At 31.9% G+C, this 19,613-nt stretch carries 24 protein-coding genes; 22 read left to right on the forward strand and 2 right to left on the reverse strand.

Going from position 1 to position 19,613, the window contains the following annotated elements:
• The first annotated feature begins 68 nt into the window (after positions 1–68).
• From QLS71_RS15160 to QLS71_RS15210, 11 genes are all read left to right on the forward strand, one after another.
• A complete protein-coding gene (locus QLS71_RS15160) occupies positions 69–635 on the forward strand; it encodes a Crp/Fnr family transcriptional regulator (protein WP_308993729.1) in 567 nt (188 codons plus the stop codon).
• A 62-nt stretch (positions 636–697) separates the two neighbouring features.
• A complete protein-coding gene (locus QLS71_RS15165; protein WP_308993728.1) occupies positions 698–1,150 on the forward strand; it encodes a hypothetical protein in 453 nt (150 codons plus the stop codon).
• A gap of 251 nt (positions 1,151–1,401) precedes the next feature.
• Positions 1,402–1,641: a hypothetical protein gene (locus QLS71_RS15170; protein WP_308993727.1), complete on the forward strand. Its 240-nt coding sequence runs from the start codon at positions 1,402–1,404 to the stop codon at positions 1,639–1,641.
• Positions 1,642–1,824: 183 nt separating this feature from the next.
• On the forward strand, positions 1,825–2,202 hold the full coding sequence (locus QLS71_RS15175) for a lipocalin family protein (RefSeq protein ID WP_308993726.1): 378 nt from the start codon (positions 1,825–1,827) through the stop codon (positions 2,200–2,202).
• Positions 2,203–2,410: 208 nt separating this feature from the next.
• Complete coding sequence (locus tag QLS71_RS15180; protein WP_308993725.1) at positions 2,411–2,920, forward strand: hypothetical protein; 510 nt, start codon at positions 2,411–2,413, stop codon at positions 2,918–2,920.
• Between the two features lie 224 nt (positions 2,921–3,144).
• Positions 3,145–3,726 (forward strand): Crp/Fnr family transcriptional regulator, encoded by a 582-nt coding sequence (locus QLS71_RS15185; RefSeq protein WP_308993724.1) that lies wholly within the window; start codon positions 3,145–3,147, stop codon positions 3,724–3,726.
• Between the two features lie 86 nt (positions 3,727–3,812).
• Entirely contained in the window at positions 3,813–4,703 is an 891-nt protein-coding gene (locus tag QLS71_RS15190) for an MBL fold metallo-hydrolase (protein ID WP_308993723.1), read from the forward strand.
• Between the two features lie 68 nt (positions 4,704–4,771).
• Positions 4,772–5,161, forward strand: coding sequence for a nuclear transport factor 2 family protein (locus QLS71_RS15195; RefSeq protein WP_308993722.1), 390 nt, complete (start codon positions 4,772–4,774; stop codon positions 5,159–5,161).
• A gap of 245 nt (positions 5,162–5,406) precedes the next feature.
• Entirely contained in the window at positions 5,407–6,135 is a 729-nt protein-coding gene (locus QLS71_RS15200; protein ID WP_308993721.1) for a helix-turn-helix domain-containing protein, read from the forward strand.
• Between the two features lie 135 nt (positions 6,136–6,270).
• Positions 6,271–6,675, forward strand: a complete 405-nt coding sequence (locus QLS71_RS15205) for a VOC family protein (RefSeq protein ID WP_308993720.1) — start codon at positions 6,271–6,273, stop codon at positions 6,673–6,675.
• A gap of 205 nt (positions 6,676–6,880) precedes the next feature.
• Positions 6,881–7,513, forward strand: coding sequence for a hypothetical protein (locus tag QLS71_RS15210; protein ID WP_308993719.1), 633 nt, complete (start codon positions 6,881–6,883; stop codon positions 7,511–7,513).
• Between the two features lie 329 nt (positions 7,514–7,842).
• On the opposite strand, the gene QLS71_RS15215 is transcribed toward QLS71_RS15210, so the two are convergent.
• Complete coding sequence (locus QLS71_RS15215) at positions 7,843–8,076, reverse strand: hypothetical protein (RefSeq protein WP_308993978.1); 234 nt, start codon at positions 8,074–8,076, stop codon at positions 7,843–7,845.
• Between the two features lie 173 nt (positions 8,077–8,249).
• Here QLS71_RS15215 and QLS71_RS15220 point away from each other — a divergent pair, with 173 nt between their 5' ends.
• From QLS71_RS15220 to QLS71_RS15255, 8 genes are all read left to right on the forward strand, one after another.
• Positions 8,250–9,158, forward strand: coding sequence for a helix-turn-helix transcriptional regulator (locus tag QLS71_RS15220; RefSeq protein WP_308993977.1), 909 nt, complete (start codon positions 8,250–8,252; stop codon positions 9,156–9,158).
• Positions 9,159–9,692: 534 nt separating this feature from the next.
• Positions 9,693–10,013, forward strand: coding sequence for a DUF3817 domain-containing protein (locus QLS71_RS15225; protein ID WP_308993976.1), 321 nt, complete (start codon positions 9,693–9,695; stop codon positions 10,011–10,013).
• Positions 10,014–10,524: 511 nt separating this feature from the next.
• Complete coding sequence (locus QLS71_RS15230) at positions 10,525–11,022, forward strand: hypothetical protein (RefSeq protein ID WP_308993975.1); 498 nt, start codon at positions 10,525–10,527, stop codon at positions 11,020–11,022.
• Positions 11,023–12,070: 1,048 nt separating this feature from the next.
• Entirely contained in the window at positions 12,071–12,811 is a 741-nt protein-coding gene (locus tag QLS71_RS15235) for a hypothetical protein (RefSeq protein WP_348636559.1), read from the forward strand.
• A 48-nt stretch (positions 12,812–12,859) separates the two neighbouring features.
• Positions 12,860–13,300 carry a hypothetical protein gene (locus QLS71_RS15240; protein WP_308993973.1) on the forward strand — a complete coding sequence of 147 codons (441 nt, stop codon included), beginning with the start codon at positions 12,860–12,862 and terminating at the stop codon, positions 13,298–13,300.
• Between the two features lie 151 nt (positions 13,301–13,451).
• The gene (locus QLS71_RS15245; protein WP_308993972.1) at positions 13,452–14,096 is read left to right on the forward strand and encodes a hypothetical protein; all 645 of its coding nucleotides are present in this window, start codon (positions 13,452–13,454) and stop codon (positions 14,094–14,096) included.
• 396 nt (positions 14,097–14,492) lie between these two features.
• Positions 14,493–15,818, forward strand: coding sequence for a hypothetical protein (locus QLS71_RS15250; RefSeq protein ID WP_052823532.1), 1,326 nt, complete (start codon positions 14,493–14,495; stop codon positions 15,816–15,818).
• Between the two features lie 161 nt (positions 15,819–15,979).
• The gene (locus QLS71_RS15255; RefSeq protein WP_308994012.1) at positions 15,980–16,699 is read left to right on the forward strand and encodes a hypothetical protein; all 720 of its coding nucleotides are present in this window, start codon (positions 15,980–15,982) and stop codon (positions 16,697–16,699) included.
• A gap of 165 nt (positions 16,700–16,864) precedes the next feature.
• Here the strand turns inward: QLS71_RS15255 and QLS71_RS15260 are convergent, their stop codons facing one another.
• Positions 16,865–16,999, reverse strand: a complete 135-nt coding sequence (locus QLS71_RS15260) for a hypothetical protein (protein WP_348636640.1) — start codon at positions 16,997–16,999, stop codon at positions 16,865–16,867.
• A gap of 106 nt (positions 17,000–17,105) precedes the next feature.
• Here QLS71_RS15260 and QLS71_RS15265 point away from each other — a divergent pair, with 106 nt between their 5' ends.
• The 3 genes from QLS71_RS15265 (at position 17,106) to QLS71_RS15275 (ending at position 19,489) form a co-directional block, all read left to right on the forward strand.
• Positions 17,106–17,948 carry a transposase gene (locus QLS71_RS15265; protein ID WP_348636635.1) on the forward strand — a complete coding sequence of 281 codons (843 nt, stop codon included), beginning with the start codon at positions 17,106–17,108 and terminating at the stop codon, positions 17,946–17,948.
• The gene (locus tag QLS71_RS15270) at positions 17,942–18,439 is read left to right on the forward strand and encodes a transposase (protein WP_348636636.1); all 498 of its coding nucleotides are present in this window, start codon (positions 17,942–17,944) and stop codon (positions 18,437–18,439) included. The genes QLS71_RS15265 and QLS71_RS15270 overlap by 7 nt, the downstream gene beginning before the upstream one ends.
• 159 nt (positions 18,440–18,598) lie before the next feature.
• Complete coding sequence (locus tag QLS71_RS15275) at positions 18,599–19,489, forward strand: hypothetical protein (protein ID WP_348636560.1); 891 nt, start codon at positions 18,599–18,601, stop codon at positions 19,487–19,489.
• Positions 19,490–19,613 lie beyond the last annotated feature (124 nt).

The raw sequence follows: 19,613 nt of genomic DNA on the forward strand, positions 1-19,613 counted from the left end.
AAGTGCTTAATCGGAAATTCAGTAATTTTAATTCCCGTAATAATCATAGCCGAGCCGTTAGGCGCAAAATGAACGAAATCAGAAAATTTATTGATAATATATCTCCAATGAACGATTCTGATTGGGAATTTTTCTCTTTGAAACTACAAAAAGTGGAGCTTGAAAAAAACACTACAATATTAGAAATTGGTAAAACTGAAAATTATTTATCCTTTATTTCAAAAGGAATAATCCGACTTTATATTCCTAGAGAAGAATCTGATTTAACTTTTGGCTTTTTATTTGACAATGAATTTGTTACTGCTTATGAATCTTTTCTAACACAAAGTCCATCCGAATATCAAATTGAAACATTGACAGAAACAATCTTGTGGAAAATTTCGAACAAAGATTTACAAGAAGTCTATGAAAGAACAAGTAACGGAAATATTATTGGACGGAAGATGGCTGAAAATATGTTTCTAATAAAATCGAAAAGAGAACTTTCCTTATTAAATAAAACAGCCGAAGAACGATATTTGGACTTATTCTCTGACAGACCAAAATTATTACAACAAATTCCTTTAAAATATATTGCCTCATATATTGGGATTACTCCACAAGCCTTGAGTAGAATAAGAAAACGCATTAATTAACTTGGGTTCATTCTTTTTATTTATTCTTTTCTAACCTTTGTATTGCAATAATTTAGAAAAATATGAAACCATTAATTATACTTTTATTAACTTTTATAATATGTCTTTTTGTAATTAAGTTCACAAGGAAAGAATATGATTTTGCATTATCTGCAAGGGTTGCAATGTCTATGATGCTAGTATTTACAGCAATTGGACATTTTGTCTTTACAAAAGGAATGTCAATGATGATACCTCGATTTATTCCTTTTAAAGAAAGTTTTGTTCACTTAACAGGAATCTTTGAGATTTTACTTGTAATAGGTCTTTTAATTCCTAAATTAAAAGTTATATCTGGATGGACATTAATTATTTTCCTTCTTTTAATGTTACCTGCAAATATTTATGCTTCTATAAATAATGTGAATTACCAAAAAGGAACGTTTGATGGAAATGGTCTTGCCTATTTATGGTTTCGAATCCCATTACAAATTCTGTTTATTATTTGGACTTATATTAGCACAATCCGAATTTAATGAAGAAAGCCAGTGGCTAACAATGTATAAAAATTATGCGTAGTTTTATGCTTAATAAAAAGTTAGTGCTTTTTGCTAGCTTCTGATTTTCCTTCGGAAAATCGCCGCTCACAAACCTGCACTATTATTATACGAATATTATACGAACCGTTGTATCTAATTAAAATATACTGAACAAACTTATTTACATATTGATTTTTGGAGTTTTTTTTAGTTGTTCTGACAAACCTAAAAAACTTGAAATAGACAGAATGAAAATAGACGTAGAAATCTATCTAGAATTTGCTGATGGAGGTTATGCTATTTCTTGGAATGATAAACTCTGTCCTGAATTCAAATCAGATTGGAATTACTTGCAAAAAAGACCTTACGAACTTTACTGTCTTATATTAAATAAAGAAAAAGACACTTTAGGTTATTACAGAGGATTAAGCAGTCCTAGACAATATTACTTACTTCCAAATACCAAAAAGTACAGATTCAATCATTGATTTAGAATTCTCTATAGGAATAAACCACTTTTCTGAATTTCTCTATGGACAATCAAGGGATTATATAGAAAAATTCCATGAGAATTTTAAAGACCAAATTAAATTTGAATCAATAAGAATTGATTTGAAATCAAACCGAGTAATAAATAAAGAAATAGAGTTAATTAATGCCAAAATATACAAATGAAAAAAATCTTATTTACAATATTATTAATGTTTGCAGTCTTTAATCTATCAGCTCAAAATTCGGAAACGATTGTTGGAAAATGGGTTTTTACTAAAGCACTTAATAAAGGTATCGATCAAGCTGGAATGGAATCCCTAAAAACACAAGTAATCGGAAAATGGAAATTCGAGTTTTTTGCTAATGGCAAATATGATACATTTATGATGGGAGAAAAAACTAGTGGGAATTGGGTATTAAAAGATCAAACTCTTACTTTGAATGGAATTGAAGGTGACCCTCAAAAATTAAAAATATTAAAGTCATCAAAAAACGAATTAGCTCTTAAACTTGGATTAGGAGAATTTTTATTGACAAGACTAACTGAATTAAACTAGGTACAACACCATATATAGCAAATAGGGCGATTAGTATTTAACCTAAATCTGGTGTTTATTTCAAAAGTCGCCAAATCTTTTGATTTAGCTTGATAATAAAAAAGATAAATTAAAATGCAATAGTTTGGCTTAGTACTTATTTAAAAATAAGTGTTTATTTTCTGCCCCAAATGCCATATATTTAACGTTGTACACAAAAACAAAAACAATGAGAAAATTATTCGGAATCTTACTATTTAGTCTTTCAACAATCATATGTTTTGGACAGGAAAGCATTGAAGTTGTTTACAATCAAGACTACTCGGTTAAATTGAATGGAGTATCAGTAAACAATGAAACCACTTACCAAGAGATTGTGGAAGCGCTTGGTGAGCCAGAAATTTATAAAGAGCACCCAACAGGGAAAATTAACTATCGATACCCAGATTTGGGTCTTGTCTTTCATACAGTGAATGGCAAACTACTGACCTTGGCGTTTAACTTTAATTGGGATGGGGACAAAAACTTTCCGAACAAAACTTTTGAAGGAGTACTAAAAATAGGCGAAACTGTAATAAATAAAGTAACGAGAGAGAGCATCATTAATGAATTAGTAAGCTTTGAAATTAAATGCATTATGCCTGGAATGTGCATGAACAATCCTAAAGAAATCAAGAACCCAATTCTCTTGGGCTTTAAGGATGATTTGATTACTCAACTAGCCATTGAATTTCATTGAAAATAAAACAGTTGCCAACCCCGTATCCTATGAAAGGCACTAGCCTAGTTCTCCAAAGCCAGTTTTTATCTGGAAAGGTCTGTGCCGAGACACGCCACAGCTCATATACAAAAACGTAGGCAACCTAATTAAAAAGTTGCATACATAAACGATATAATTGCAATTAGATTAATTTATTGTGGTTATACCTATCGTTGGACGTAATGTTGAATCCAAGCTCGAATATGACAGAATTACTAACACGAAATATATTAAACCATATTACTCTTTCAAAAAAAGAGCTAGATAGTTTTTGCAGCTTATTTAACCAAAAAGAAGTTAGAAAAAAACATTTCCTCATGCGAGAAGGAGAGATTTGTAAGTTTGAGGGCTTTGTTACCAAAGGACTTTTCAGAGTATATCACATAGACAATAATGGTTTTGAACAAGTACTCTATTTTGCTCAAGAAAATTGGTGGATTACTGATATAGATAGTTTTACCAATGAAAAACCATCACAACTTTATATTCAAGCATTGGAGGATAGTGAAGTATTATTAATTTCAAAAAAAAATAAAGAGTTTGCTTATAATAACATTCCCAAAATTGAGAAACTGTTCAGAATCATGACTCAAAAAACTCATATCGCATTGCAACGAAGAATGATAGATAATTTAAGTAAAACAGCAGAGCAACGTTATATAGGTTTTATTGAAAAATATCCTAAACTCTTTCAACGATTAACAAACTTACAGATTGCCGCATATTTGGGCATAAGCCACGAGTTTTTGAGTAAAATTAGACGGAAAATCGCTAGTAAAAAATAGTTGAAAATTCATTTATTGAACTTGTTCAATGTTTTGTGATAGGTATCCATCGCATCTTTGTACCCTCATTCAAAACAAGACAAAAAATGAAATCGATTATTTCAACAACATTATTCACAATTTTAATTTTATTCAAAATGAACGCACAAGAACAAAGTTTCAAAACAATTGAAACAAACAATTTTAAATTACAAGTTTACAACGCATCAGAAAACAGCTTTGGTGTGGCATCTATAATTATCTCAGGTAAAAACGATGCGGTATTGATAGATGCACAATTTACTTTGGCAGATGCCGAAAAGGTAGCACAAGAAATCAAAAACTCAGGAAAGAAATTAACCACGATTTATGTTTCACATGGTGACCCTGATTTTTATTTCGGATTAGAAGTATTCAAGAAATATTTCCCAGAGGTTACGGCTTATGCATCGCCTGAAACAGTAGAACATATTAAGGCAACAGCTCAAAAAAAATTGGAAGTTTGGGGAGAAAGATTAGGCGATAAAATTACGTCCAATGTTATTTTGCCTCAGGTTCTTAAAGGAAATTTTATTGATTTAGAAGGCAAAAAATTGGAAATCATTGGGTTAGACGATTTCCCAAAAAGAACCTTTGTATGGATTCCTTCCATAAAAACAGCTTTAGGCGGAATTAATGTTTTTGGCACAACATTTAATGTATGGATGGCAGATGCACAAACAACAGAAGTACGTAATAATTGGATTTCAATCTTAAATACTATCAGTGATTTAAAACCTGAAATAGTAATTCCTGCACACGCAAATACAAATTCAGATTTTACTATTGATGCTGTTAACCACACGAAGAATTATATTCAATTTTTTGAAGAAGCGTTAAAAAGTAATAAAACTTCTGAAGAATTAATAGCAACTATAAAATCAAAATATCCAAATTTAACTTTTGAAACAGCCTTAATGTTAGGAGCAAAAGTGAACACAGGAGAAATGAAATGGTAAGACCTATAATAATCATCAACTTGACAATGCTTTTAGTAGTGTCAAGTTGTTCATATAAACAAGAAGCTATGACAAATTTAGATATAATAAAAAGCACGTATGAAGGTAAAACTTCAGAAGAAAACGGTGAAAACTTAGCCAAATATGTAGCCGAAAATATCAGTTGGACAGAAGCCAAAGGCTTTCCTTATGCAGGAACTTATTTTGGTTTAGAAAGTGTTACTGAAAATGTTTTTAAGCGCTTGGGTAGCGAGTGGATTGATTATAAATTTTCACCCGAAGATTATATTGCAAATGAAGACAAAGTAGTTGCTTATGGCACATATTCGGGCACATATAAAAAAACGAAAAAGTATTTTGAAGCAAGAGTTGCCCATATATGGAAACTAAACAATGGCAAGATTATCCGTTTTGAGCAGTTTGTAGACAGTAAATCGGTTGACGAAGCAATACGTTAAAACACTACGCCCAACACCGTATCCTATGAAAAGCACTAAAGTTAATATTTATTTTTTAATTATCTCATAATGAATATTCTATGATGTTGGAATGTTGATCTAAATACTCCATTTTATCTTTAATAATCAAGCGCTTTAAGTCATTGGATACCTAACTAAAAAGTAATATATTGCATACATAAACGATATAATTGCAATTAGATTAATTTATTGTGGTTTTATACAGTGTTAGCGGTAATTAAAACATGAACTATCAAGAATATATACCTAACTCAAATATCCAAGGGGTAGTAGAAAAATTCTGGATAGTATCTGATATAAAAGAAAGCTATCGTGAGAGAATTTTTCCTGAAGGTTGCACCAACTTACTTTTTAATATATCTGATACAAATAGTTCTCTAGACATCCTTGGAATTAATTCAATTTTCTCTGACTTCACCCCAAACCCTAGTGATTATTACTTTGGAGTTAGTTTTAAACCAGGTATGTTAGGTGCTTTGACAAAAGAATCTCTTTTTCTCATTAAAAATCAATCTATTCCAAGCCAAGAAATTATTCCTCAATTTGACAATAACATTTTAGAGAAATTTATTGATTTACAGACTGCTAAAAAGAGAATAGTATTTGTCGAAAATCAGTTGAATAAAGTCATCAATTTGAATTTAAATGACACTCAACTAACTAACAGTGTTGCAAACTCAATAAAGAGCAACTATATCCAAGGCACGAAGAATCTGGCTAAAAATCACAATATTTCACTTAGACAACTAGAAAGAAAATTTAAAAACGAAGTAGGAATATCAATGAAATTATATGCTCGCTTAATGCGATTTAATAAAGCATTAACAATAATTAAATCATATCCAAATCGTAGTTTATCAGAAATAGCTTATGATTTAGGTTTTTATGATCACTCACATCTTACTAATGAAATCAAACATTTCACAGGACTTCAACCATCACTATTTAGATAAAGTCGTTTTTTTCCAATAATTATCTTTTTTTGACTACCTATTTTTGTTTTAAAACAAATGATGATAAAAACCATTTTACTGATAAGCTGCTTGTTTATTCAAATTGCTTGTCAAACAAAACAAAATTCTACAAAGATGAAAAAAGACGAGCTAATAAAATTAAAAGTACTCCATACTAATTTAATGGTAGATGATGTTACATCAACCATATTTTTCTATGAAAAGATTGGGTTCGAAGTTGTACAAAAAGCGCCAAACAAAAAACCTGAATGGGCTTATATAAAAAAAGATAATGCTTCACTTATGTTTCAATCCACATCCTCACTCCAAAAGGAATTTATCCAACTTAAAGAACAAAAAATGGGAGGTGGGTTGACTATATGGATTCAGGTTGAAAATATCAAAGAATACTACAATCAAATAAAAGATGAAGCCGAAGTATTAAAACCGTTAGGCGTGACTGAATATAATGGTGCAACTGAATTTGTTATTCAAGATTTGAATGGATTCATTTTGCATTTTTCAAATCTTGAACTATAAAAAAACCGCTAACAGGGTATATAGCAAATAGGGCATTCAGGGAATGACGAAAGTTTTGTACTTTTAAGCAATCACGCCAAAACAAAGTTTTGACGTTTAACAAAATATAAAAGTTAAAACGTTTGTTTTGGCTTAGTGCAAACTCGAAAGGTTCTCGCTTTCCCTGCCCTACTTGCCATATACAAACGTTGGCCTTAATTAACAAATGACCCCAAGAAGTTTAAAAATATTTGAAAAGAAAAAAGGAATCTATATTTCTCCAGAAAACATTATTGCCGTTTCTTGGACAATTCTAATTTTTCTAATCTATTATTTAAAACATTCTTTTGAATTTTATTTTAATGGTTGGGAGACTATTATATTAATTTTTTGGCTTATTTATATAATTGGATTACTAATAAGCACTTTTTTTCGATATCAAAGAGAAATTGGTAAGTATAATGGTAAATTAACCTTCCAACAAGATCAAATACAATTGAATGATGTAGTTTATAATATTTCCGAAATTGCTAAATTAGATTTTATACACGCCTATGACATTCGAGGAATGTTTGTTAATTATCTCATCGAATTTGCACCACACCTATCGAATGGACTTGACAATGAATTATTTTTAGTTCTTAAAAATGGAGAAAATATAAAATGCAACTTTTTACAAACAGAATCGGAAAGACTCAAACATTTTAAAGAAGTATTAACGCACTACCACAGAAAAGGAATTATTGATTGGTTACAGCTTTTGAACCTATTAGACATCGAGGATTACGACAAAATACAGGAATTTAAAAAAGAAATAACTAAGGCCAACACCGTGTCTCAAAAACATTGCTTATTTTAGTTTAACCGTTTGGTCGTTGCTTTGTTTGCTAGCTTCCGATTTTCCTTCGGAAAACCCTCGCACACAACCACGCAACTTTCCAAGATACACCAAACACTAAGCAATTTCCTAAAAAATGGTTGAACAAGTATAGTAACGAAGAAGGTTTACTATTCTATATTTTGCATCAAGCAAATTATTTTTCTTTTAGTAGTTTTTCTAAATACTCCATTATTTTATCTTTAATAATCAAGCGCTTTAAGTCATTGGATACCTAATTAAAAAGTAATATATTGCATACATAAACGATATAATTGCAATTAGATTAATTTATTGTGGTTATAGATGTGTTAGGCGTAGTTAAGGTCTTCGGTACTTTTATCAATCCCTGCATATTCATCAAACCTGTTATACATCTTCTCGCCAAAATCTTCTCGGTTTCTCCAAAGCCATTCCGCAAAAGTTTCTATGTCATCACCATCAGCTTTACGCTCATTCTGTTCGTCTTGATAGTCTTCAAGCATATCGTTAAATACTTCTTTTGCTTGATACTCAAAATTGTCTTCTATTGTTCTTACGTTCATAATTAACTACGCCTAACAAAGTGTATAAAACAGGGCTGTTAAGCGGTTTATTTGCACCCTGCACGGCATTTAATTAAGTTAGTTCAGTTTGATAAGTTCCGTGTTCTTATCGCCCCGATTTCATACACAAACCGTTACCCACAAGCTAAAAAACAATTCGTCCATGCGATAAAATGAAGACCAAAATCAAAACATACGATTCGGAGGGATTCAGAAAAGAATACTTCAACGACAATTCGAGACTTGACGAACTGTTTAAGAAAAGCATAATTGATTTCTTTTGCCTACGAATTGAAGACTTAATTTCAGGAGTGCTGAAACCTATTTTGCCATCAAAAGAAGAAAGTCACACGTTTATTTTTGTAACCGAAGGTTCGTACAAAACGAAAATTGGATTTAAGGAATATGAAATAAAGCCAAATCAAGTTTTAACGATTCAAGCAGGTGTAGTTTTTTCTGTTGAACAGATAATCAAAAATGTAAAAGGCTATACCTGCCACTTTCACCCAAACACACTTATCGGAAAATTTGGCAATCGTTCTCTGATTTCAGAGTTTGAATTTCTTAATGTAGGAAACTACCCGATAATAGGCATAAAAGAAAGTTCAATGTCAGCAATTTTGAATATCTTCAAAAGGTTAGCTACCGAATTTGCTAATGATAATAACCCAAATATTATTCATACTTATCTATACACATTACTAACGGAATTGAAGATACTCGTTGGCGAAAGCAATTTAGTAAAACAAGGAGCTTCATATCAGATTACCACTCAATTTAGAACCTTGGTTCACGCCAAGGTAAAAGAAAACCTAAAAGTAACAGACTTTGCACGTATAATGAACGTAAGTCCAAACCACTTGAACAAATCTGTGAAGTCAATTACCGCAAAATCAGCATCAGAAATTATTGACGAAATCAAACTCATTGAAATTAAGTATTTATTGTACCAATCAACTCTATCAATAAGTGAGATTTCCTATGAAATGGGTTATTTAGACCCTTCATATTTCACAAGGTTTTTCAAAAAAAGAGAAAATGTATCACCAACGGAATTTCGAGAATTGATTGAAAAGTCCTAATCAAAGCATAAAAGTTTCTAATCGAAGATGAACTGAATATAGACCTTTGCCTTAACAAATTCAAGGCGTATGTATTCAACTGTACTAATTCTTCATTCCATTTTCAGATGGCTTGTTCTACTCTCATTGGTTTATGCCATATTTCGGGCAGGTAGAGGTTATTTCACAAAAGGCAATTTTTCGTTTTGGGATAACAAGGTTCGTCATTGGACTGCGACAATAGCACACGTCCAACTTATTTTGGGCATTCTCGTTTATATGAAAAGTCCTCTTGTTCAATACTACTTTGACAACTTCAAAACTTCCATTTCGAATTGGGATTTAACCTTTTTTGGGCTTTTCCACTTTGCCTTAATGGTTGTTGCTATTGTGCTTATCACAATTGGTTCTGCAAAAGCGAAACGAAAAGCCACTGATTTGGAAAAGTTTAAGACAATCCTTTTGTGGTTTTCAATTGCATTTATTATTATATTCATAGCAATTCCTTGGCCATTTTCACCTTTGACAAATAGACCATACATAAGAACATTTTAGATGAATACATTTCTTAATTCAAATATCGGAAGATTGCGTTTGTTGGCAATTATAGAAGGAATTTCGCTACTCATTTTAGTATTTGTTTCAGTTCCATTAAAACGGATTTACGGAGTTACAACTCTATCCTCGGTTTTAGGACCAGTTCACGGAATACTTTTCCTCTTGTTCGTTATGAACACGATAAGTGTAGGAACGGAGCAAAATTGGAAATTCAAACAGACGACTTGGAAAGTTCTATTAGCCTGTATTATTCCGTTTGGAACATTTTACATTGATAGCAAGATTCTTAAACCCCTGCACAAAAAAATCGGTCAATGAATGTTTATGTTTTTAAGACTTCAATCAACCAGAATGACGTTAGACTTGTGAACTCGATACTTCGTTCCATTATTCCTCAGATCAGATGGAATTTTGACTTGGAAGACTGCGACAAAATCTTACGAGTTGAGAGTAAAAAAGACATTGTTGAGATAATATGTTTTAACCTTGAAATTGAAGGAATTAACTGCAAAGAACTCAAATAAAGCCAGTGGGTAACATCGTGTATAATTAATGGCTAGTCCTCGCTACTTACGAAAATCCTCCCACGCCCAAAAGCGTGGCGGGACGGATTTTCTATTCGGTTTTTATTTGCTAAATTAGGTGCTGTAACACGCCACTAATCATACACAAACACGTCAAACTGTCTAATAACCTATATTCGTAACTTTGATATTCGGGTAGGTGTCTTTTTAATTTTGCAAATAGACGATTCTCAGCGATCGAAATTTAGTTATTAGACAGACTGACGTTACCCAATATGTCTGAAAAACGAAATCCGAATTAAAATTTGAGAAAGAAAGAAATATTTTTGTTGATTGGAACGACAGTTCTCGTACTGATTTTGAACACGCTGATTTTCGGAATTGACGGATTAAAATCTGACTCGACTCTTGATCTAAATATTCACGATACTTATTTCGTAATTGCGAATTTTCATTTCATTCTATTACTCGGAGTTCTGGTGTTTTTTGGGATTTATTTTGTTAGAACATTACGCAGGAATTTTAAAAACTTGACTGCAAATCTGATTTTAATGATTTCGACAATACTTCTGATTTTAGTATTAATCGGAATTGATTCGATTTTAGATGCTTTTATTAGACAAACCACGAGTTGGACAATTTATCCGCCTTTAAGCGCTGGAGAAATTGAACCTGAAATGGAACCGAAAGAAAATAATTTAGAAGTTTTATCAAGTGTACTTTTTTACACCCAAATATTGTTGCTGATTTTCCTCGCTTATTGCGGATTTAAAACTGGACGGAATTATAAACAGAACGAATAAAAACACTATGCACAACAAGCCGTGTATAATTAATTGCTTGGTCACTGCCGACTTAAGAACATTCCTGCGGAATATTCTATCTGTGATTTATTTGCTAAATTTAGTGCTTAAACCACGCAACTTTCCAAGAGACACCAAACCCTAAGCAATTTCCTAAAAAATGATTGAACAAGTATAGTAACGAAGAAGGTTTACTATTCTATATTTTGCATCAAGCAAATTATTTTTCTTTTAGTAGTTTTTCTAAATACTCCATTTTATCTTTAATAATCAAGCGCTTTAAGTCATTGGATACCTAACTAAAAAGTAATATATTGCATACATAAACGATATAATTGCAATTAGATTAATTTATTGTGGTTATACATGTGTTAGGTTTAATCCAAAAAATAAAATGGTAAACCGTTCCATAAAAATCTGAAAGGTAATTTTTTAAGCACTGATTTTAGAAAGGGATTAGGAAAATCCCTAGTTAAGTTTTTTCAGTTACACTGTGAAAGCCAGTGCTTTCAAACATTGTGAATGTTACAAAAACTTACGAAAATTAGTGGTTTTTTTTGACAAAACCAAGAAATTTTAAAATCAGTGCTTAAAAAATGTTTGATTTCTACAGATCAGACAGCACTTATACAAATATAAAGGTCTATATGATCTGTGTTTTAAGTAACGGATAGGTGGATTCATTGGTTTGTTTATTTTTTCGGACTCCGCCTTTTCTATAAAGAATTTTTTATCTTTGAGAGACAAAAAAACAAAAGGCTAAACCTAACACTGTATAACCAGCCATAGCCGCCTATCGGCAGGCTACGGTGGTTATACCTATCGTTGGCAGCAAGCCGAAAGCAAATAACGAATGAGATATTTCAAAAGAAAATGGAATGAAACAAGGGGTGACCAATACGATAATTGGGGTACTTCCACATTTTTTATTGAAACTGATGATTCAGGTTTTCCATCACGACAGATTGAGAAATATGATAACGGAATCGTTCTCAAATATGACGATAAAAAAACCGAAGACGAATTTGGAATGTTAGGTGACCAAGATTTGGACTTAGAAGAGTTTAGTGAATTTGAAATTTCAAAGACCGATTTCGAGAGCGAATGGGAAACAAACGAAAAGAAGTTTATTACGAGTGAAATAATTGGAATTCTATTCCAAAACGATCAATTCGATGATTGGTGGGAAAGTGAGCCAATTGAAATTAGATTCTTTGATAAAAAGAAATTGAAAATCACATTTATGGACTTGGTTCCTGAAAGAGACCAAAGTTTCATCAAGGAAGCTGACTTGGCTTTAAAATCATTCTTGGAAAAGAAAACGAATGACAGATTAGAACTTAGTGAGCTTACTTATCAAAATTGTATGGAGTTCTTAAAAGCTGTTGAATACGATGAAGCCGACAAACCACTTTGGGACATCAAAGACAAAAGTGAAATATGGAATTTCATTTATCCACAGGACATTTACGTAACTAGAAGGCATCGGAGAGATGAAGACATTTATATCAATTTGACCTGTGAATGCGAATGGGAACAAGAACACGGACTTCAATTCATATTCAGACAAGGGAAAAAACTGACTCGGATTAGCGATCAGGATGGACACATAACAGAAGCTGATGCATACGACAAACCAGACGAAGAAGATGAATTACTGAGCCAATTTGAGAATAAAGAAAAAAGCCAGCTGCCAACAATGCATAAAAGCAATGGCGGGGATGGTGATAAATCAAACGATAGTACTAATAATAAAAGTCGGTCTTGGTGGAAAAGACTTTGGTCTTAAATCCGCCACTGCTCTTATGCGAGATCGTTGTGGGTAATGTAAAAAAAAATGAAACTATCCGAACATAATATCAATACTTTAATGCTTTTTCTTCAACAAAAAATTGAGGAAAATGCGGAATATGTTGCTGACGAATTGGAAAAAGGAAATTCGACTGATTTTTTGACTTATCCGCCAAATGGAGGATTAACCGAAATGGAAGAATCTTCTCTGAAAAAATTAAAAAACGACCCGATTTTAAAAAGTGCATTGAGAAAAATTTTAGCAGATAATTCTGCTGGAGTTTTATTTGAAATGCTGAACATTATTGATGGAACTTCTGACCCAGATGAAAACCTTGGAAAATGGACTGAAATAAGTTTTGTGGATAAAACGGATGAACTGGCTGAAAATACTGAAATGCTTCACGATGAATTATATTCTAAATATTGGGATTGGAAAAAAATCAGACCAGAAAAAAGCTGGAAATTGGACAATCATAGTGAATAAAAACACTAAGCACAACAAAGCCGTATATAATTTATTGCTTGGTTTTAGCCAATTTACGAAAGTCCTCGCGGACTTTCTTGGGTGGTAATTATTTACTAAATTAGTTGGTTGAAACACGCAACAAACCATATACATCAACGTTGCCCACAATATGACAAAACCGAATATGACACAAACTTTACTCTTTATTTTAGTCATTACTATCGGACTTTATTACGCTTATAAACACGGAAATAAAGCAGAAAAAGATATTCAAAATCTAACTCAAGAATCTGACGATGAAGAGTCTTCAACAATGCTTTTATGGGAAGATGATTATTTAATGGCAGAAATTATGTCCTCAAATAATCTGGACTTTGCAAAAAAACAAATTGGAGAAATAGAAGACAAATCCGAACTCAAACAAATTGAGACAAAAGAGCTGGAAATTTCTAAAACGGAATTGAGTGATTTACTCAAAAGTGCGGAATTGAATGAATATGAGAAAATAGGTTACGCTGGGATTGGAGAACCGCAAATATTGGAAAATCCAAAAACAAGGGCTTTTGGCGATTTGAGTAGTGCCATTTTCTTTGACGGAGAAACCGACAAAGTAGAACATATCTGGTTGTCTTCTCACAATTGGACAGAAGTAAATAAGACAAATATTTTAAACGGACTTAATGCTATCGGAAATAAATACGATATGATTTTAGTAGACATTTATCCGATTCAAAATAAAATCGTTGACTTGAAAGATAAAGCTGAAATTCAAAATTATTTAGATGTTTATGTAAAACGATTTAATGAAAAATAAATACTGTGGGCAACAAAGTATATAATTTAGCTAAACCAATGTTAGTTGCTTGTTTGCTAGCTTCCGATTTTCCTTCGGAAAACCCTCGCACACAACCACCCAACTTTCCAAGATACACAAAACCCTAAGCAATTTCCTAAAAAATGATTGAACAAGTATAGTAACGAAGAAGGTTTACTATTCTATATTTTGCATCAAGCAAATTATTTTTCTTTTAGTAGTTTTTCTAAATACTCCATTATTTTATCTTTAATAATCAAGCGCTTTAAGTCATTGGATACCTAATTAAAAAGTAATATATTGCATACATAAACGATATAATTGCAATTAGATTAATTTATTGTGGTTATACATGTGTTGGCAACAAGCTGAAAAGACGAACATCTAATAAACTAAATGAGTAAACCGAAGCTAAATAACGACCAAATTAAAACGCTCTATAATGAGTTAGTTAATGGCTCGAAATTTACAGCACAAGAAAGAGGTTACGAATTTGAAAAACTGATTGAAGCAAAACTCACTAACGAAAAACTTGAACCAAGAGCAAGTTATAAACCGAAAGGAGAACAAGTTGATGGTTCTTTTTTTTGGGAAGGGCAAACTTTTTTATTGGAAGCAAAATGGGTTAAATCGAAAATACCTGCATCAAGTATTTATGCTTTTAAAGGCAAACTTGATGGTAAATTTCATACTACAAGCGGTATTTACCTATCTGTAAATGGATATTCCAACGATGTTGAAGATGCTTTAAAATTTGGTAAATCATTAAATATTTTACTATTTGACACATCTGATATTGACTTGATTTTTAATGGAAATGTAGCATTTTTAGAGGTTTTAAAATTCAAATTAAGAGAAGCTGGAGATACTGGTAGTTTGAATGTCCCTTATGATTTAAAGAATAAAGCGGAAAAAATTTCCAAAGCAGAAAAATTAGATTTTCTAACAACACAATTATTTGATACAAAAACCAAAAAGAGAAGTATCGCAGAAGATTTATTGATTTTTGTTGAAGGTAAAAGTGATATTCAAATTATTGACAATCTATTAAAACCAATCAAATTAGACTTTCTTCTCTCTTATAAAATAATTTCATTGGAAGGTGTGAACAATATCAGGCAAATACCTGCTTTACTCAATCTGTATGCAACCTACCATCAAACAAAAGCTGTTATTGTCATTTTAGATGACGACCAGGCTACTTTACAAATAAAAGATATTATAGAAAATGTTAGTGAACAGATTGTGAATTCATCTATTCCTATAAATACCAAATTTTATTTTATTGACGAGCAACTAAAGCAAAAGCTATCAAATGAAATATTAGAAAAAGTAATATTCTCTAAAGGCTATAAAAAACCAAATCTATACGTAGAATTAGAAAGATTTATGAATGAAATATCTTATGAATATTATGACCCAGAAGTAGATATTCCAAGACATTCTTTGAAATCTAATCTTCAAAGTGCGGAATGGGATTTTGAAAACAAAGAAATTAGGTTTTCAGACGAATATACAGGTAGAGATTTTAGCATAGATAATCTAGAGGGTTTAATAGAATATCTTAACGAAGAAATGATTAGTGCCGCACAAGGAGAAATGCCTTTGTATATACTAAAACAAACGGACTATTTAGATTACGAAACCGAAGTTAGAGAATATCTGTTTGATTACTATAAAGACAAACTCGAAAAACTAAATTGGAATACTGGAGAATTATAGCGAAAAAGCCAGTTGCCAACAATGTATAAAAATAATAGCGGTTTAATCGCTAAAGCGAGAGTAAGTAAATATAAAAAAGGTCTGGCCTTAACCGAAAAGTTAGTGTGCAAAAATCCGCTACTATTCTTATACTAGACCGTTAGGCAAAATAACAAACTCAAATGAAAAACATAATAATATTCATCTTACTAATAATTTTTACGTCATGTAACTTAGGAGATAAAAAGTCATCTCAAAAAAAGTATCAAGACTATTTCTATGATATAAATAAACTAACACAACCTAAGGTACAAATTTTCAAATATCATAAAAATGATTCTATAGAATATTATTTCACCAAAATCGAAAGGCTCATAAAAGGAACTGATACTCTTTATATTCAAAATAATTTCAATAATTATATAAAGTTTGATTCTTTAATATCAAAAATCAATGAAAATAAAACGGAAATCGTAGGGCTTTACTTTTTTAATGGTGACTCTTCCGAAATAATAACTAAAGCTGAAATGATTAGTGGACAAACAATGCCTAACGATAAATTTAAAACACACCAACTTCTAATGAACGTAAAAACACCTACTGGTGAACTCATGAATTTTAAAGGAGTTTTATCTTTATTGAAAATTGAAAATTATCAAATAGAAAACAGAGAAGTTGAATGCATGGTTATGACTTCCGAAACTAATGCTTATTATAAGAAAAACTTATTATTCTCTAATATTGACACATTGTACATGGCAAAAGGATTAGGATTAATAAGGAAATACTCTAGTTCAGTAGGTCAAAATAAATTATGGGAAATCGAAAAAGTGATTAATTTTAGTGACTTTGATATAAACGATTACAAAGATTATACTTTGCCTAACACCGTGTATAATTAATTGCTTTGGCAAGTGCTTATTTGGAAAATTCCTTCGGAATTTTCTCTGGCAAGTTTTTGTTTACTAAATTAGTTGCTGAACTACGCAACTAATCATACACATCAACGTCAAACTGTCTAAAAACCTATTTTTCAACAACTCATAATTTGCCTTAAAAATCGCTCATTAAAATTGCGTATATCCTTTGTTTTTCATATTTTTATATATGAAATTCATCAACGGCTCCAACAGAAACCAACTCCCACTTTTTGCTTCTTCAATAGATGATGCCATTGCCCAAAACAATGAGGTTAGGCTCATAGACCTTTTTGTAGACAGCCTTAAACTCGCTGATTTTGGATTCGATTTCGATTTTGTCGAAAATGGAAGACCAGCTTACCATCCTTCGGATCTGCTCAAACTATTCATTTACGGATACCTTAATCGCATTCGCTCCTCACGAGTCCTCGAGAAAGAATGTCAACGCAATATTGAGCTTATGTGGCTCTTAAAAAGACTTGTTCCTGATCATAATACTATTGCTAATTTTCGCAAGGACAATACTAAGCCCATTGCTAAGGTTTTTCGTGCCACAGTAAAAATGGCCTCGCACTTTGAGCTTATTGGTGGCACATTGGTCGCTGGAGACAGCACAAAACTTAGAGCACAAAATTCCAAGAAAAACAACTTTAACCCTGCAAAAATAGAACGTCACATTGCATACATTGATGCGCGATTAGAAGAATACGCCTTGGCTTTGTCTAAACAAGATGGAGATACTAATAACAAAAAAGTCATAACTAAAAAGATTAGCAAACACCGTTTACAAAAACAAAAATACATCGCATATCAAAATACCATAGACTCCACTGGAGTAACCCAAATATCGACTTCCGATCCTGATAGTCGTCAAATCATGACCCGAAACAACATCTCGGAAGTAGCCTATACCGTGCAAACAATTGTTGATGCCCGCCATAACATCCCGATTGATTTTAAAGTGACCAACCAAAACGATTCCAAGGCCATGGGAGGCATGCTACGCAGAACAAAGACCATTTTAAGAACAAACAATTTTACGGCTCTTTTTGATAAAGGATATCACACTGGAAGTGAATTTAATGCAGCTCATCAATTAGGTATTAAAACACTCGTAGCCATACCTAGTATAGGCAGGGCTTCACAAGCTCGGACACAAACTACAACTCCGAACACTTTGCCTATTGCAAGGAAAACGACACCTACACATGTCCACAGGGAAATATCCTAAAAAGCAATGGCAGCACTTATAAAGGCAATAATTACACATTCAAGCAGTACAAGACCAAAAAATGTAAAAACTGTCCCGTTAGAGACCTGTGCACCACTGCCAAAGCCAATGGAAAAGTAATACAACGCAGTGAATACCAACATTACATTGAGCAGAATGCCATAAGAATGAAACAAGATCCAAAGGCTTACAAAAAAAGACAGGCTATCGTAGAGCATCCTTATGGCGTAATAAAAAGACAATGGGGATTTTATTATATCATGACCAAGAAGACCATTGAACATGCCTCGGCAGATGTGGGTCTTATATTTTCTGCATATAACCTGCGTAGAATATTCAACTTAATTGACCACAATTCTCTAAAAGAGTACCTAAAAAGGCTGTTTTTGATTTTTTACACCTATAGGACTGTTTTTAAAGCCTTTTGCCAAACCTATATCAATTCCAAAAACCAAAATATTTACCACAAAAAATATTATATGGTAGCTTAAACCACCTATTTTTACTTAATTTTAAATTAAAAAAATAAAAAAACGATAGTTTTTAGACAAACTGACGTTGCCACACATTTGAAAAAACGAACATTGAGAAAAATTTACCTTCTGATTTTAATGTCATTCTTCTTGCAAAACTGCAAAGAAAAGACAGAATTGAATACAAATCTAAAACCGACTTACTCGGAATTTAAGAACGCTTGGGAATCAAACAATCTTTATGGAAAAATAAAGGAACTGAAACAACTAAAAGCCAACTCTCAAGGAGAAAACAAATTTGAAAAGCCAATCTTAAACTTCACTCAAAAGTTTACCGATTTCGGAGAAATTAAAGAAATTGAAAGCTATGACAATTTTGGAGAACTAATTCAAAAAGATGTTTACGAATTTGACAACAACAATTTTTTAATAAAAACTATATCAACCAACAAACCGGCTGAATTGAATTACATTATGACTGTAAAAAATGACACAGTCAACAAAAATAACGTAAGAACTTTAATTATAAATGACAGCTTAAAACAGCAAATCACGGTTTTTTATGACGAAAAGGATTTTGTAACAAAACAAGTTGCAATTGAAAAAGGCGATACAACTACTATCAATCACAAATATCATTTTGAAAACGATAATCTAATTTCAGAAATTCAATTTGAGAGAGACGAAAAAAAACCAAATCAAGAGTTTCATTACAAATACGATAATAATAGAAACCTTGTGGAAAGTTCAACCAGAACAGAATGGATTGAATATTTGACCAAAACGGAATGGAAAGACAATCGAATTTTAAAGCAAACTGAATACACAGTTTCGGCAGATTTAAAAAAACACTTGGATAGAATAACCGAATACGACAGACTATTTAATCCTATCAATGTAAAAATCTATGAAAACTCGGAATTAAATCGAGAATTAGAGTATGACTACGAATTTGACAAGTTTGGGAATTGGATAAAACGGACTGTTTCAATGAAAGAACATTTTGCGAATTCGGACAAGTTCATACCTATTTACATTGAGTCGAGAGAAATAAAATATTGGAATTAAAAAACGTGTGGCAACATGTATAGCTCATTGCGGCTGAATTCCTAATCGGAATTCATTGCAATTTGCTATCTTTCGGTTACGGCGGAAAATCATAGCTGATTTTCCGCAACAAGCCATACACAAA

This window comes from Mariniflexile litorale (genome assembly GCF_031128465.2).
In the GTDB taxonomy this organism is placed as follows: Bacteria; Bacteroidota; Bacteroidia; order Flavobacteriales; family Flavobacteriaceae; genus Mariniflexile; species Mariniflexile litorale.

Bases quoted from the DNA above. Each gene is read 5' to 3' on its own strand.
- QLS71_RS15160 (WP_308993729.1), top strand. From the start codon at position 69: ATGAACGAAATCAGAAAATTTATTGATAATATATCTCCAATGAACGAT.
- QLS71_RS15165 (WP_308993728.1), top strand. From the start codon at position 698: ATGAAACCATTAATTATACTTTTATTAACTTTTATAATATGTCTTTTT.
- QLS71_RS15170 (WP_308993727.1), top strand. From the start codon at position 1,402: ATGAAAATAGACGTAGAAATCTATCTAGAATTTGCTGATGGAGGTTAT.
- QLS71_RS15175 (WP_308993726.1), top strand. From the start codon at position 1,825: ATGAAAAAAATCTTATTTACAATATTATTAATGTTTGCAGTCTTTAAT.
- QLS71_RS15180 (WP_308993725.1), top strand. From the start codon at position 2,411: ATGAGAAAATTATTCGGAATCTTACTATTTAGTCTTTCAACAATCATA.
- QLS71_RS15185 (WP_308993724.1), top strand. From the start codon at position 3,145: ATGACAGAATTACTAACACGAAATATATTAAACCATATTACTCTTTCA.
- QLS71_RS15190 (WP_308993723.1), top strand. From the start codon at position 3,813: ATGAAATCGATTATTTCAACAACATTATTCACAATTTTAATTTTATTC.
- QLS71_RS15195 (WP_308993722.1), top strand. From the start codon at position 4,772: ATGACAAATTTAGATATAATAAAAAGCACGTATGAAGGTAAAACTTCA.
- QLS71_RS15200 (WP_308993721.1), top strand. From the start codon at position 5,407: ATGAACTATCAAGAATATATACCTAACTCAAATATCCAAGGGGTAGTA.
- QLS71_RS15205 (WP_308993720.1), top strand. From the start codon at position 6,271: ATGAAAAAAGACGAGCTAATAAAATTAAAAGTACTCCATACTAATTTA.
- QLS71_RS15210 (WP_308993719.1), top strand. From the start codon at position 6,881: ATGACCCCAAGAAGTTTAAAAATATTTGAAAAGAAAAAAGGAATCTAT.
- QLS71_RS15215 (WP_308993978.1), bottom strand. From the start codon at position 8,076: ATGAACGTAAGAACAATAGAAGACAATTTTGAGTATCAAGCAAAAGAA.
- QLS71_RS15220 (WP_308993977.1), top strand. From the start codon at position 8,250: ATGAAGACCAAAATCAAAACATACGATTCGGAGGGATTCAGAAAAGAA.
- QLS71_RS15225 (WP_308993976.1), top strand. From the start codon at position 9,693: ATGAATACATTTCTTAATTCAAATATCGGAAGATTGCGTTTGTTGGCA.
- QLS71_RS15240 (WP_308993973.1), top strand. From the start codon at position 12,860: ATGAAACTATCCGAACATAATATCAATACTTTAATGCTTTTTCTTCAA.
- QLS71_RS15245 (WP_308993972.1), top strand. From the start codon at position 13,452: ATGACAAAACCGAATATGACACAAACTTTACTCTTTATTTTAGTCATT.
- QLS71_RS15250 (WP_052823532.1), top strand. From the start codon at position 14,493: ATGAGTAAACCGAAGCTAAATAACGACCAAATTAAAACGCTCTATAAT.
- QLS71_RS15255 (WP_308994012.1), top strand. From the start codon at position 15,980: ATGAAAAACATAATAATATTCATCTTACTAATAATTTTTACGTCATGT.
- QLS71_RS15260 (WP_348636640.1), bottom strand. From the start codon at position 16,999: ATGAGCCTAACCTCATTGTTTTGGGCAATGGCATCATCTATTGAAGAA.